Raw genomic sequence first — 13,063 nt, 5'->3', positions numbered from 1 at the left:
GCAAAAAACGACAACTATCGCAAACCTTCTTTTGAAGTTTCATAGACGGATAACTTGAATAATTATTTGATAATGGTTATCATTTAGGGAGTCTTTTTAATTTTGGAAAATGGAGGTAAGATATGCTACGTAAATTTTTTTCTTACTATAAACCGTATAAAGGTTTATTTATACTCGACTTTTCTTGCGCAGTTGTCGCAGGGTTACTAGAACTTGGCTTCCCGCTTATCGTAAATCAATTTATTGATAAGTTATTGCCAGGACAAAACTGGACGCTTATTTTATGGGCTTGTTTCGGTTTACTTGCAGTGTATATATTAAATGCAGGCTTACAATATGTCGTTACATATTGGGGACATATGCTTGGTGTTAACATTGAAACGGATATGAGACAGAAATTATTTGATCACATTCAAAAGCTATCATTCAGATTTTTTGACAATAATAAAACAGGTCATTTAATTTCACGTCTTACAAACGACTTAATGGAAATTGGGGAAATTGCTCACCATGGGCCAGAAGATTTATTTATCGCTGTTATGACTTTAGTTGGGGCATTCTCATTTATGATGATGATCAACTGGAAGTTAGCGTTATTAACGTTCTTCGTTATTCCATTCCTATTGTGGTTGGCACTTTACTTCAATAAAAAAATGACAGGTACGTTTAGACGTTTATTCTCAGACGTTGCTGATTTCAATGCATGTATTGAGAACAACGTTGGCGGTATCCGTGTTGTACAAGCATTCGGAAATGAAAAGTTTGAGAAAGAGCAATTTGCTGTAAACAATGCTCGTTTCCGTACAACGAAATTAATGGCGTATAAAATTATGGCGTTAAATTCATCGATTAGTTATATGCTCATGCGTCTCGTAACGCTCTTCGTCTTAATATGCGGTACATGGTTTGTTCTGCAAGGTGAATTAACGTACGGTGGATTTATCGGATTCGTTCTATTAACGAATATTTTCTTCCGTCCAATTGAAAAAATTAATGCGGTAATCGAAAGCTATCCGAAAGGGATCGCTGGTTTTAAGAGATATGTAGAGCTTCTTGAAACAGAGCCAGATATTGTAGACTCTAAAGATGCGATGGAAGTTAAACATGTACATGGTGATATTCAATATAGCAACATTACATTCGGATATGAAAATAAAGAACCGATTTTAAATGATATTAGTTTGAAAATACATGCAGGTGAAACAGTTGCTTTCGTAGGACCATCAGGAGCTGGAAAAACGACGTTATGTAGTCTATTACCACGTTTTTATGAACAATCGTCTGGATCGATTCAAATTGATGGTATTGATACGAAAGATATGACGTTATCTTCACTTCGTAAGCAAATTGGAATTGTGCAGCAAGATGTGTTCTTATTCTCAGGAACAATTCGTGAAAATATTGCTTACGGAAACTTAAAGGCGTCAGAAGCTGAAATTTGGCAGGCAGTAAAACGTGCACAGTTAGAAGACTTAATTTACTCACAACCAGACGGTTTAGATACCGTTATCGGTGAGCGTGGGGTGAAACTTTCTGGTGGACAGAAGCAGCGTCTAGCGATTGCTCGTATGTTCTTGAAAAACCCGCCAATTTTAATATTAGATGAAGCGACTTCCGCATTAGATACAGAGACGGAACTGGCGATTCAAAAATCACTTGCTGAACTATCTGTGGGCCGTACAACATTAGTTATCGCTCACAGACTTGCAACGATTAAAAATGCAGATCGTATCGTCGTTGTAAATAAAGATGGTATTGCAGAACAAGGTTCACATGAGGAACTAATTGAACAAGGCGGAGGATACAGCAGGTTATACGAAGCACAGTTCAGTTCGTAAATATAATTTCTGCTGAATTAGTGCACCATAAGTAAGTGAAAATCTTATATGGGAGGCTATGAAGCATGATTGTAACAACAACGTCTACAATTCAAGGAAAAGAAATTATTGAGTATATCGATATCGTCAATGGAGAAGCGATTATGGGCGCGAATATCGTTCGTGACCTTTTTGCCTCTGTCCGTGACGTTGTCGGCGGTCGTGCGGGCGCTTATGAAAGTAAATTAAAAGAAGCGCGCGACATTGCAATGGAAGAGATGAAAACTTTCGCAAGACAAAAAAATGCGAATGCAATTGTTGGTATCGACGTGGATTACGAAGTAGTTCGTGAAGGAATGCTAATGGTTGCGGTGAGCGGGACTGCTGTCCGTATTTAAAGTAAAAAGCCGTGCATTAGCACGGCTTTTTACTGTTATTGATGCTATTCTATGTCGAAGTTCCAATATTTCTTGGGAAATGCGGAAGGCCCTGTCGATATATAGGGAAGACATTAGAGCGCTTCTTTACATTTCTGGATTTGAACTAATAATGTTTCGTATTCTTGTTCGAGAGATGGGATATCATCGTGATGATTTGGCATGGAAATTCGGCCGATAATTTCTGTTAATTTTGTTTGTAATCGTAATAATTCTTGTTCAGTTACGTTTACAGAATCCCCGGTGGTTCTTTTTGTGTATTGCTCGTAATTACCGTGGAATATTTTTGGTTCACTCTCATCTACTTGTAGAATATGGTCTGCAACAGAGCGAATAAAGGCACGGTCATGGCTAATGAAAAGTATTGTGCCAGGATATTCTTGTAACAGGATTTCTAATTCTTCTTGCGTCGCTAAGTCTAAATAGTTTGTCGGTTCATCGAGCAGAAGCATATTATAGTTTCCTAAAAATACTTTTGCGAGTGCGACCTTCATTCGTTCGCCGCCACTTAAGACATGTACAGGTTTATGAACATCTTCACGGCGGAATAAAAGCCGTGCAAGTATTGTTCGAACGAATGCTTCTGTATAGTTGGTTTCTTCTAGAACGTTCTCTAAAATGGTTTTATCTGTTTTTAAAATTGATAGTGTTTGTTCAAAGTATCCAATTTTACAACTTTTCGAAAGCTGAATGCCACGCTCGTTTGCGAGAAGCATGTTGAACAAAGTTGTTTTGCCGCTTCCGTTTGCACCTAAAATAGCAAGTTTTGCACCAGGGGTAATAGTTCCATTCATATTTTTAAATAGTGTGCGGTCGCCTATTTTCTTTGTTGCTTTATTGAACTGTACTGCCACTTTACTATGAATGGGTGTATGGTATTGCACGTCAAACTGAGTCTGAGAAAGATCCTTTGGCTTTTCTTTCTTTTCTAGTTTTTCGAGACGTGTTTCTAATGCTTTCGCTGCTTTGCTAACCTGTTCTTGGCCATGAGCCCCGCTTAACTTATAAAGTTTAGATTCAGATGAACTGAAGCGAGTTGGGATTTTTGTCATATTAGAAGCACGTTGCTTTTTTTGTGAAATTGATTGCTCTAAACGATTTTTTTCTTGTATATATTGATCATATTCTGCTTGTTTTTGTGTTCGTTCACGTTCTTTTTGCTTTCGATAGTTGGAATAGTTTCCTTTATACTCTTGAATCGTCCCGTCTTCAATTTCAATAATTTTTGTACATATATTATCTAGAAATTCACGATCATGTGATATTAAAACAAGTGACCCTTTATAAGATAAAAGTGCCTTTTCTAATTGCTCTGTACCAACCATATCTAAGTGGCTTGTTGGTTCATCAGCAAATAAAATTCCTGCATCTTGTTCGAGAGCATGAGCAATCTTTAGCCGCATTCGTTCACCACCGCTCATTGCATCTGTAACGTTTGAAATACTCCATTTTCCTTTTGCGAGAGCAGAAGTGGTTTCCGGTAGTTCCTCGCTAAGTTGAGGAATGATGCTGATAGAACTATGATGAGTTACTATGCCTTTTTCAGCTTCTATTTCTTTACTTAATATTTGTAATAACGTAGATTTACCAGCTCCGTTGACTCCGACAATCCCTATGCGATCCTGTGCTTGAATTTCCAGTGACGGTAACGTAAATAGTGTGCGATCACCAAAGCTCTTTTCAATATTGCGTGCGAATAAAATAGTCATAAAAAAACCTCCCTAGTTTCACTAGAGAGGATAAACGTCGCCCTTGCATGTAAAAAATCGTACATAAATAAACGATTTTTTTACATGATCGTTTCGAAAGAAAGTATCGACAAATGGACAGACTAATCCTCTGCTAGTTTTCATCATTTTTTGTTCACTATTTGTGATGGATGAAATAAATAAGAGAATTAGAACTTCATTGGTCAAAGTACCTTCCTTTCATAATGTTACTTTTATTGTATGCGCATACAAAATGGTTTGTCAAACTTATTTCTATTTACTATTTTTGAACTTATTATTATACAATTGTACTTTTGCTAGAGCCTCAGCATCATTTTTGATTTCATCCAATCCATTCGCATCCCCAATAACATACCCTTCAAATGATGAACCAACAAAATCAAAGATATATTGGAACTGAGCAATAAGCGGTAATGCTTTCAGCTTTGGATTGTCTCCGCCAACGATGACAACGTACATTTTTTTACCTTTCATTTTTTCTTTGAAATGAAGAGATGTATCGCGCAAGCTTTGTGACCAGCGATCGACGAAGTTTTTCATATGACCGCTCATTCCATACCAGTATAGCGGTGTAGCAAAGATAATTGTGTCGTGCTCTAACATACGCTCGATTAACTGCTCGTAGTCATCATTTACAGGTTGGAATCCTTCTGCATCATGGCGCTGATCTATGATTGGGTGGACGATATGATCACGCAAGTAAATTTGTTCTGTTTCAATTCCATCAATCACCATATGTGTTAAAGCTTCTGTATTTCCGTTTTGTCTTGAACTGCCATGTATAACAAACATGTAATCATCCCTTTTCTTTTGTTTGCTTTAGGAGTGAAACGTGTTTTTGCAAATTCGTTTGAATGCTAGAAAGTAATGAGATTTGCTTCGTTACTTCATTAAGTTTATCTTCATAAAGCGTAAGGATACTGCTGCAAGGATTTTCGTACAGGTGCGGCTCTATTTCGAGGCAGCGCAGCATCCTTGCCGTCTCTTCTAAATTTAAGCCAATTTGTAAGTACATTTGAATAAGCTCCACTTTTTCAATGGCACTTTCATCAAAATCACGATAGCCATTTGCGAGGCGCTTCGAAGGGAGTAATCCCTTTTCTTCGTAATGTCTTAGTGATCTTTCGCTAACGCCAGTTTCTTTTGATAACTCCCCGATTCGCAATGCGTTTCACTCCTTCTACATGTATTGTAAACCTTCACACTAATGTGAGGGTCAACTCTGTTTTTTCGCAAAAGAATCTACATGATTTAAAAACACTTGAATAGCTTTAGACGGGATGAAGTATTTGCCGCGCACGATGGAGAATGGACGGATGAGTTGTTCATTTGGAACTTCGACGTGGAATAGCTCTTTTGCCAGTAACTCTTTCCGTACAGTCCAATCAGAAAGTATAGCGATGCCAAGCCCAGCACTAACTGCTTCTTTCACGCTTTGGATACTACTGAATGTAAAGAAGCGCTTCAATTTTAAATGGTGTTGATGAATAAAGCGGTCACTATAAGCGCGTGTTCCAGAACCACTTTCTCTTAATACCCATACTTGATCTTGGAGTGTGCTTTCATTTATTTCATTTGTGCGGAGCAGTGGATGATTTGGCGGGACGACGAGCTTCATTTCATCTTGCATAAACGTTTCAACGTCCACGTCGGCGTATACGACTTGCCCTTCGACTAAGCCGATATCGATTTGATTAGAGCGAAGGCTTTGCAAAACGTCTTCTGTATTTGAGATAAAGGTATGAACTTCAACGTGTGGATTTTCATTCGCATAGTTAGCCAGTATTTTTGGAAGTAAGTATTCGCCAATTGTGAAACTAGCACCGATGCGAAGAGTTCCTGTTACAACGTTATGTAGCTCGTTAATTTCTTGCTTAGCATCTTCATAAAGAGAGAGCATTTGTTTTGCGTGTATATATAATATGTTTCCAGCTTCCGTCACTTGAACGTGCTTCGGAGAGCGCTGAATAAGTGTAGTGCCAAATTCGTTTTCTAAGTTGCGTATATGCATACTTACGCCAGGCTGTGAAAGGTTTAATAATTCTGCTGCACGGGAGAAATGCTTCTGTTCAACGACAGTAACAAATATTTTTAAAATGTCTACGTTCATGTAATGGGCTCCTTTCTTTTTCTATCATCTTATCATAAGTATTTCTAATGATAGAGATTCAATATTGATATTAAACTTATTATAGAAACTCTCTTATAATATAAGTAGAAAGAACATGCATGTTCCAATACGATTATTGGGGTGGTACAAAGTGGAACAAACACTTGTTATACAAAAGAAGAAGGGCTTTGGATTTTCACAAGGAATTGGGATTACATTATTAATCGCAATTGCTGCGAAATATTTAGCAGAGCTTCCATTTTTAAATATTATGGGACAATTAGTGATTGCTATTCTAATTGGGATGGTTTGGCGTGCGGCAATTGGAGTTCCTCATGATGCGATTGCCGGGACGAACTTTGCGAGTAAGAAGTTGCTTCGCTTTGGGATTATCTTACTTGGAATGCGGTTAAATCTTGTTGATATTGCGAAGGCAGGGCCGAAAGTATTGGTCATCGCTGCCGCTGTTATTACATTTACGATTTTCGTTGTATATGGGCTAACGAAAGTATTTAAGGTAGAAAAGAAACTCGGAATTTTAACAGCGTGCGGAACAGCAATTTGCGGCGCGGCTGCGGTCGTGGCAATTGCACCGCAAGTGAAAGCGAAGGATGAAGAAACGGCAGTTGGGGCAGCGATTATTGCAATTTTAGGTACAATATTTACACTTATTTATACGCTATTATACCCAGTGCTTGGCTTCTCACCGTATGGATACGGTGTATTCTCAGGTGCGACGCTGCATGAAATCGCCCATGTCATCGCAGCTGCGGCACCAGGAGGAAGTACGGCTGTAGACATCGCAGTTATCGTGAAATTAACGCGCGTTGCAATGCTTGTGCCAGTAGCGATTTTAATTGGATTATGGTTTGGTAAGAGTGAAGGTAGCGAGGAAAAAAAATCGTGGCGCGACCTTCCAATTCCGTGGTTCATCTTCGGGTTTTTAGCAATGAGTGCAGTGCATTCGCTCGGGGTTATACCAGAAGTTGTTGCTGGATATATTGTTGTTCTTGCTTACATGCTTATTGCAATGGCGATGGCGGGGCTTGGTTTAAATGTAGAGTTTAAAACGTTCCGTAAGTTAGGAAGTAAGGCATTCGTGGCGGGGCTGATCGGCTCGGTTTTCCTTTCTATTCTTGGATACGTTCTTGTATATGCATTAGGATTTATGTAGTAGGACGAAGAAGCTGTTCCAAAAGATATTTTTGGACAGCTTTTTTATGTTTATAGTGCTACGGGTGTCGATATATTAAAAAAATAGCTGATATAAATTTAATTACGCTTGTACTTTGTTAGAGAAGGTGATCCGTGAAACGTTTTTCTAAAATTTGTAAAGATATCTTTACTTATAATTGGAAAATATTTATAATTAAAGTAAAGATATCTTTACTTTCGAAGGTGGAGCCTATGGGTGTGAAAAATAAAATAAAAGAGTTAAGAAAGCAACATCATATAACGCAAGTTGAAATGGCAAAGGCGATGCAGGTGACGCGGCAGACGATTGTGGCGATTGAAAACCATCATTATAACCCGAGTCTAGAGTTATCCCTAAAAATCGCCAAATATTTTGGGGTGAAGGTGGAGGAAATATTTACGCTAGAGTAAGGGGAGAAAAAATGAACGATACTAAAAAGTTATTTATCGGTGCGACTTTTGGATTGTTTTTGGGAGACATTGTAGTTCATAGTATGAATCCGGCTATACCAATTTTACCGCTCGTCGTGAGTAACGTTTTAGCAATTGTATTTTTAATGGTGTATTCGTATTACAAAAAGCGTAAGTACAAAAAAGAAGAACTTCCAGATATAGATGAGCGAGTAAATGAAAATAAAAAAAAATATGTAAATGTCTCATTTATATTCGCGTTTCTATTGCTTATTGTTTATATTGTTGCGAGTAAAGCGATAGGCAGAGCTGTTATACCAGTGCAAGAAATATTTATGATATGTAGTTCCTTATTTGCGGGTAGTCTCATCATAGGAGTCATGATAGGGAAACGAGCATAGCGATAGGAGGAATGAAAAATGCAAGATGAGTTTGAGAGATTTCAGTCAGATAAAGCGTTTAAATATGTAGGGTTATTTTTTTCGATTAGTTTAGCGATATGGAGTTTATATAATTTAATTGTTGATGGAAATGCTGGTATGCCGTTTGTTTTATTTGTACTAGGGCAGTGGGTGTATTTTCTCGTAAACTATTGGCCGAAGTGGAAATATAGAAATCAAAAAGAGGCTGATCATGTATGAGTAAACAAGATATTATACGGTTCATAGGCAGTTTATTTTTAGCGGGTCTTATTTTAAATGTGAGTTTAATGATTTTAAGTATTTCGTGGGGAACAATCTTCATATCGAATGTAGCACTAGTCATTTTATATAGTATTGCGGAATATAGAGAACAGAAGCGTTTGAAAGAAGAGGGAGTACCGTCGATTGATGAGCGAGTTGTGAATAAGATGAAGTCATATTTTACGATTAGTATTACAAGCTTCGTGTTCTTGTTCATTATGTATCTTTGTGTAAATAAGTATTTAGATAGGCAAGCAGTACATGTAAATGAGTTATTATATATTGTCATTTTTGGTTTATTAATAAGTATGGCATCGACGAGTGTGTTAGCAACAAGGAATAGGTAGAAAAAAGGGGAACTGGGATGGGATTACCGGTATTATGTGTCGCTACGGCTATTTTTGCTTTGTTTTGGGGAATGCAGAATTTCTCTCGTAATCCAGTACCGAGTATTTTTATTATGCTTGGTACTGTAGGTTTATCATATTATTTATTAGTTTCAGCTCATTATCATAAAACAGCAACGAGTGTTGTTGTTGGCGCACTTATTTTATTTTGTGGGCGTGCTGTACAAAAAGGGTTATTTCCGTAAAAGCTGTTTATACGAAGAGTATAAACAGCTTTTTGTATTTTTTTTACAAAAGGCTTGAAAGTGACGTTACGTCATCTTTTATAATGAAGAGGAAGAGGTGATGGTAGTGATTTCAATACAACAATTGACGAAAGAAACAGGGGTAACAGTACGTACATTACGTTATTATGATCAAATAGATTTATTAAAGCCGAGCGGGAAAACAGAAGGCGGGCATCGTTTATATAGTGAAGCTGACGTAATAAGGCTGCAACAAATTTTATTTTTAAAGGAAATGGGATTTTCATTAAAAGAGTCTGCGAATATGTTAGTAAAAGGTGAGCTTAACTTAAAGGATTCGCTTGAAAAACAACTTAGATTTGTAAAGGAAGAACAAAAGAAATTCAATCGAATGGAGCGCGTATTACAAGCTGTTGTTTATTCGGTAGATGTGGAAGGGGAACTTGATTGGAAAGTTATGTTTGAACTGATCCAGCTTTCGAAACAGTCGTCTCGTATACGTGAAATATTTCAAAATGAAGTATTTTCAAAGGAAGAACAAAAATTGCTTCATAACTTGCCAAATATGAGTGAAGAAGATCCGAATGTTTTAGAATGGGTAGATTTATTAAAGCAATTACGTACTTTTATGAAAGACGGCAAAGAAGCAGCGAGTGATGAGGTACAAGGGGCAACGAAGAGATTAATGCAGAAATGTTTAGAAATGGCCAATGGTGACGAAGCGTTTTTAGATAAGTTATGGGAAGTTAGAAAATCGAAGGAAGATTCACAGAAAATGAGCATGTATCCAATTGAAGAAGAACTTTTATTATATATGGAAGAAGCTTTTCGTATATATGATGAAAAGGAGATGGATAAATGAGTATACTTGCAGAATATCGTTGGTATTTTTTAATTGGGGCAGAGATTGTATTTTGGTTATCGGCTATCGGCTTCTTTTTACTTCGTTACGGATTCCGTTTGAAGAAGGCGAGCTTTATTATGGGGATTGTACTCCTCGTAAATGAAGTGTTTATTTTAACCTTAGGGGTAGTGGACTATTATCAAACAGGGAAGTTCTCTAACTTTCAAATCATTACGGTAATTATTTTATTGTATGCAGTTTTCTACGGGAAAAAGGATTTGAAGAAGCTTGATATGTTTGCGCAAAAGCTAGTTGCGAAATGGCGGAATGAACCAGCGCCAACTATGGAAGAGCACGTAGAATTAACAGGTATGGCCTATGCGAAACAGGAAATAAAAAATTGGTTATTACATCTTGTTTTATTCGTTGTTGCGCATATTTTCTTTTTCTTTCTGTACGGTTTTGTCCCGTTTGAACAATGGCATAATTGGTTAGAAACGGGGATTGTTTTAAATGAAAAAGCAAGTCGTGTTAGCCAAGTTTGGGCGATTATACTTTTAGTGGATACAGTTATTTCATTTTCATATGTTCTTTTCCCGAAGAAGGAAAAAGAAAAAGAGAAGCTACTTTCATAGAGGAAAGTAGCTTTTTCTAGTATACCAATAGTTTGTATAGGAGAGGATAACAATAGGAAAAACAGGTTTTATATGCTTATTTCTCTTTAGTTTAGTAGCATGCTCACAACCTAACATTGACATTGATAAGAAGAATGATGTCATTGTAAAGAGAGCAGTAATTTCCAATCTAGATAATTTTGAAAAGTTCGTTTTGAATGTTGACCAAGGGAAAGTTGATAAAATAAGAATTGTGCAGTATACCCATGAAGGTGATCCGATTTTTCAAACGGTAGAGCATAGTGAGAACGATATACTTTATGTGTTAGATAATAGAAAAGACCAATTTGCTGGTGAGCATAAAGGATTACATAAAGATAGTTGCAAAAGTATTGTTAAAGAGCAGGGAGAATTAGAAATCACTTATAGGTTAATAGATTGTACGAGTAAAAATGGGCGCAATGGATATGATTTATTATATGTACCTAAAAAATAGAGTTAGTAGAGGAAGGAAGTTTTTACTCCTTCCTTTTTCTATGTATATATTGTCGAAAATTTTACCGAATATCTGTTCGTTTTCTTGGTTTTTTTATGAGCATTCGTGGTAAAATGGGAATACAGATTTTTTACGAGGAGGTCGGTTTTGTTTGGAACATCAATTTGAAATTATCTCAGCTTATTCCCCGCAAGGTGATCAGCCGGTAGCTATAGAAAAGCTTGTAGAGGGAATTAATAGTGGGAAGAAAAAGCAAGTGTTGCTTGGAGCAACAGGAACGGGTAAGACATTTACGATTTCAAATGTCATTAAAGAAGTGCAGAAGCCAACACTTGTTATGGCTCATAATAAAACGTTAGCAGGACAGTTATATAGTGAGCTGAAAGATTTTTTTCCGAATAATGCAGTTGAATATTTTGTTAGTTATTACGATTATTATCAGCCAGAAGCGTATGTGCCTCAAACAGATACGTTTATTGAAAAAGATGCGCAGATTAATGATGAAATCGATAAATTGCGTCACTCAGCAACATCTGCACTATTTGAACGGGATGATGTGATTATTGTTGCGAGTGTTTCGTGTATATATGGTTTAGGTTCTCCAGAAGAATACCGCGAGTTAGTTGTTTCACTTAGAGTTGGTATGGAAAAGGACCGCAATCAATTGCTTCGTGAACTTGTTGATGTACAATATGGACGTAATGACATTGATTTCAAGCGTGGTACATTCCGTGTGCGCGGAGATGTAGTTGAAATCTTCCCAGCATCACTTGATGAGCATTGTATTCGAATTGAATTTTTTGGCGATGAAATCGATCGTATTCGCGAAGTAAATGCGTTAACAGGTGAAGTATTAGCAGAACGTGATCATGTAGCAATCTTCCCAGCATCTCACTTCGTTACACGTGAGGAAAAAATGAAGGTCGCTATTGAAAATATAGAAAAAGAATTAGAAGAACGTTTAAAGGAATTAAATGATAATGGCAAGTTGTTAGAAGCGCAGCGTATAGAACAGCGTACACGTTATGATTTAGAAATGATGCGTGAGATGGGCTTTTGTTCAGGGATTGAAAATTATTCCCGTCATTTAACACTTCGTCCGGCGGGTGCAACGCCATATACGTTAATAGACTATTTCCCGGAAGATTTCTTAATTGTTATGGATGAGTCACACGTATCAGTACCACAAGTAAGAGCGATGTATAACGGGGACCAAGCACGTAAGCAAGTACTTGTGGATCATGGGTTCCGTTTGCCATCAGCTTTAGATAATAGACCGCTTACGTTTGATGAGTTTGAAGGAAAAACGAATCAAGTTATTTACGTTTCGGCAACGCCAGGACCGTACGAGTTAGAGCAGGCACCGGAAGTAATAGAACAAATTATTCGTCCAACAGGGCTTTTAGATCCACCAATTGATATACGACCAATTGAAGGGCAAATTGATGATTTATTAGGAGAAATTCAAGATCGCATTGCCAAAAATGAACGTGTATTAATTACGACTTTAACGAAGAAAATGTCAGAGGATTTAACAGACTACTTAAAAGATGTAGGAATTAAAGTGAATTATCTCCACTCTGAAATTAAAACGTTAGAACGTATTGAAATTATCCGTGACCTTCGCCTTGGTAAGTTTGACGTACTTGTCGGTATTAACTTATTACGAGAAGGATTAGATATTCCAGAAGTATCACTTGTAGCTATTTTAGATGCTGATAAGGAAGGGTTCTTGCGTTCAGAGCGTTCATTAATTCAAACAATCGGTCGTGCAGCACGTAATGAAAACGGACGCGTTATTATGTATGCAGATCGTATAACAAGATCAATGGGAATTGCAATTGAAGAAACACAGCGTCGTCGTACTATACAAGAAGCTTACAATAAAGAGCATGGTATTACGCCGAAAACGATTCAAAAAGGCGTGCGTGATGTTATCCGTGCAACGACAGCTGCTGAAGAGCCGGAAATGTATGAAGCGGCACCAGCTAAGAAGATGACGAAAAAAGAGCGTGAAAAGACAATTGCGAAGATGGAAGCAGAGATGAAAGAAGCAGCAAAAGCGTTAGATTTCGAGCGTGCAGCTGAATTAAGAGATTTACTATTAGAATTAAAAGCGGAAGGGTGAACAGAGT

Annotated in this window: 16 protein-coding genes; 12 read left to right on the top strand and 4 right to left on the bottom strand. The window is 37.3% G+C overall.

The genetic code is table 11. The annotated features are described in order from the left end of the window. Positions 1 to 122: 122 nt before the first annotated feature. Both ABH961_RS18150 and ABH961_RS18145 read left to right on the top strand, forming a co-directional pair. On the top strand, positions 123 to 1,838 hold the full coding sequence (locus tag ABH961_RS18150) for an ABC transporter ATP-binding protein (RefSeq protein ID WP_000944610.1): 1,716 nt from the start codon (positions 123 to 125) through the stop codon (positions 1,836 to 1,838). A 65-nt stretch (positions 1,839 to 1,903) separates the two neighbouring features. Beyond that, positions 1,904 to 2,215, top strand: coding sequence for a heavy metal-binding domain-containing protein (locus ABH961_RS18145; RefSeq protein WP_000637523.1), 312 nt, complete (start codon positions 1,904 to 1,906; stop codon positions 2,213 to 2,215). 113 nt (positions 2,216 to 2,328) lie between these two features. On the opposite strand, the gene abc-f is transcribed toward ABH961_RS18145, so the two are convergent. The 4 genes from abc-f to ABH961_RS18125 form a co-directional block, all read right to left on the bottom strand. Further along, positions 2,329 to 3,963, bottom strand: coding sequence for a ribosomal protection-like ABC-F family protein (abc-f, locus tag ABH961_RS18140; protein WP_404519742.1), 1,635 nt, complete (start codon positions 3,961 to 3,963; stop codon positions 2,329 to 2,331). A 273-nt stretch (positions 3,964 to 4,236) separates the two neighbouring features. Then, entirely contained in the window at positions 4,237 to 4,776 is a 540-nt protein-coding gene (locus ABH961_RS18135) for a flavodoxin family protein (RefSeq protein ID WP_088064794.1), read from the bottom strand. Positions 4,777 to 4,780: 4 nt separating this feature from the next. Continuing rightward, positions 4,781 to 5,149 carry a MerR family transcriptional regulator gene (locus tag ABH961_RS18130; RefSeq protein ID WP_046955576.1) on the bottom strand — a complete coding sequence of 123 codons (369 nt, stop codon included), beginning with the start codon at positions 5,147 to 5,149 and terminating at the stop codon, positions 4,781 to 4,783. Positions 5,150 to 5,200: 51 nt separating this feature from the next. Next, a complete protein-coding gene (locus ABH961_RS18125; protein WP_048542511.1) occupies positions 5,201 to 6,094 on the bottom strand; it encodes a LysR family transcriptional regulator in 894 nt (297 codons plus the stop codon). A gap of 151 nt (positions 6,095 to 6,245) precedes the next feature. Here ABH961_RS18125 and ABH961_RS18120 point away from each other — a divergent pair, with 151 nt between their 5' ends. The 10 genes from ABH961_RS18120 (at position 6,246) to uvrB (ending at position 13,056) form a co-directional block, all read left to right on the top strand. Continuing rightward, positions 6,246 to 7,268 (top strand): YeiH family protein, encoded by a 1,023-nt coding sequence (locus ABH961_RS18120; protein ID WP_048542509.1) that lies wholly within the window; start codon positions 6,246 to 6,248, stop codon positions 7,266 to 7,268. Between the two features lie 233 nt (positions 7,269 to 7,501). After that, positions 7,502 to 7,699 (top strand): helix-turn-helix transcriptional regulator, encoded by a 198-nt coding sequence (locus ABH961_RS18115; RefSeq protein WP_000538359.1) that lies wholly within the window; start codon positions 7,502 to 7,504, stop codon positions 7,697 to 7,699. An 11-nt stretch (positions 7,700 to 7,710) separates the two neighbouring features. After that, entirely contained in the window at positions 7,711 to 8,100 is a 390-nt protein-coding gene (locus ABH961_RS18110; protein WP_404519739.1) for a hypothetical protein, read from the top strand. A gap of 18 nt (positions 8,101 to 8,118) precedes the next feature. Then, positions 8,119 to 8,340 carry a hypothetical protein gene (locus ABH961_RS18105; RefSeq protein ID WP_048542505.1) on the top strand — a complete coding sequence of 74 codons (222 nt, stop codon included), beginning with the start codon at positions 8,119 to 8,121 and terminating at the stop codon, positions 8,338 to 8,340. Beyond that, on the top strand, positions 8,337 to 8,729 hold the full coding sequence (locus tag ABH961_RS18100; RefSeq protein ID WP_048542503.1) for a hypothetical protein: 393 nt from the start codon (positions 8,337 to 8,339) through the stop codon (positions 8,727 to 8,729). The genes ABH961_RS18105 and ABH961_RS18100 overlap by 4 nt, the downstream gene beginning before the upstream one ends. A gap of 17 nt (positions 8,730 to 8,746) precedes the next feature. After that, the gene (locus ABH961_RS18095) at positions 8,747 to 8,974 is read left to right on the top strand and encodes a hypothetical protein (RefSeq protein ID WP_098047304.1); all 228 of its coding nucleotides are present in this window, start codon (positions 8,747 to 8,749) and stop codon (positions 8,972 to 8,974) included. A 100-nt stretch (positions 8,975 to 9,074) separates the two neighbouring features. Then, on the top strand, positions 9,075 to 9,836 hold the full coding sequence (locus tag ABH961_RS18090) for a MerR family transcriptional regulator (RefSeq protein ID WP_098088767.1): 762 nt from the start codon (positions 9,075 to 9,077) through the stop codon (positions 9,834 to 9,836). Then, entirely contained in the window at positions 9,833 to 10,453 is a 621-nt protein-coding gene (locus tag ABH961_RS18085) for a hypothetical protein (protein ID WP_048542500.1), read from the top strand. Before ABH961_RS18090 ends, ABH961_RS18085 begins: the two co-directional genes overlap by 4 nt. Before the next feature lie 46 nt (positions 10,454 to 10,499). Next, positions 10,500 to 10,928: a DUF4362 domain-containing protein gene (locus ABH961_RS18080; protein WP_048542499.1), complete on the top strand. Its 429-nt coding sequence runs from the start codon at positions 10,500 to 10,502 to the stop codon at positions 10,926 to 10,928. 151 nt (positions 10,929 to 11,079) lie between these two features. Further along, on the top strand, positions 11,080 to 13,056 hold the full coding sequence (gene uvrB / locus ABH961_RS18075) for an excinuclease ABC subunit B (protein WP_098721103.1): 1,977 nt from the start codon (positions 11,080 to 11,082) through the stop codon (positions 13,054 to 13,056). Positions 13,057 to 13,063: the final 7 nt, after the last annotated feature.

The organism is Bacillus sp. RC251 (genome assembly GCF_044908765.1).
In the GTDB taxonomy this organism is placed as follows: domain Bacteria; phylum Bacillota; class Bacilli; order Bacillales; family Bacillaceae_G; genus Bacillus_A; species Bacillus_A wiedmannii.
This window is presented reverse-complemented; position numbering and strand designations above follow the sequence as displayed.

Coding starts and splice junctions, on each gene's coding strand:
- ABH961_RS18150 (WP_000944610.1), top strand. CDS start 123: ATGCTACGTAAATTTTTTTCTTACTATAAACCGTATAAAGGTTTATTT.
- ABH961_RS18145 (WP_000637523.1), top strand. CDS start 1,904: ATGATTGTAACAACAACGTCTACAATTCAAGGAAAAGAAATTATTGAG.
- abc-f (WP_404519742.1), bottom strand. CDS start 3,963: ATGACTATTTTATTCGCACGCAATATTGAAAAGAGCTTTGGTGATCGC.
- ABH961_RS18135 (WP_088064794.1), bottom strand. CDS start 4,776: ATGTTTGTTATACATGGCAGTTCAAGACAAAACGGAAATACAGAAGCT.
- ABH961_RS18125 (WP_048542511.1), bottom strand. CDS start 6,094: ATGAACGTAGACATTTTAAAAATATTTGTTACTGTCGTTGAACAGAAG.
- ABH961_RS18115 (WP_000538359.1), top strand. CDS start 7,502: ATGGGTGTGAAAAATAAAATAAAAGAGTTAAGAAAGCAACATCATATA.
- ABH961_RS18110 (WP_404519739.1), top strand. CDS start 7,711: ATGAACGATACTAAAAAGTTATTTATCGGTGCGACTTTTGGATTGTTT.
- ABH961_RS18105 (WP_048542505.1), top strand. CDS start 8,119: ATGCAAGATGAGTTTGAGAGATTTCAGTCAGATAAAGCGTTTAAATAT.
- ABH961_RS18100 (WP_048542503.1), top strand. CDS start 8,337: ATGAGTAAACAAGATATTATACGGTTCATAGGCAGTTTATTTTTAGCG.
- ABH961_RS18095 (WP_098047304.1), top strand. CDS start 8,747: ATGGGATTACCGGTATTATGTGTCGCTACGGCTATTTTTGCTTTGTTT.
- ABH961_RS18090 (WP_098088767.1), top strand. CDS start 9,075: ATGGTAGTGATTTCAATACAACAATTGACGAAAGAAACAGGGGTAACA.
- ABH961_RS18085 (WP_048542500.1), top strand. CDS start 9,833: ATGAGTATACTTGCAGAATATCGTTGGTATTTTTTAATTGGGGCAGAG.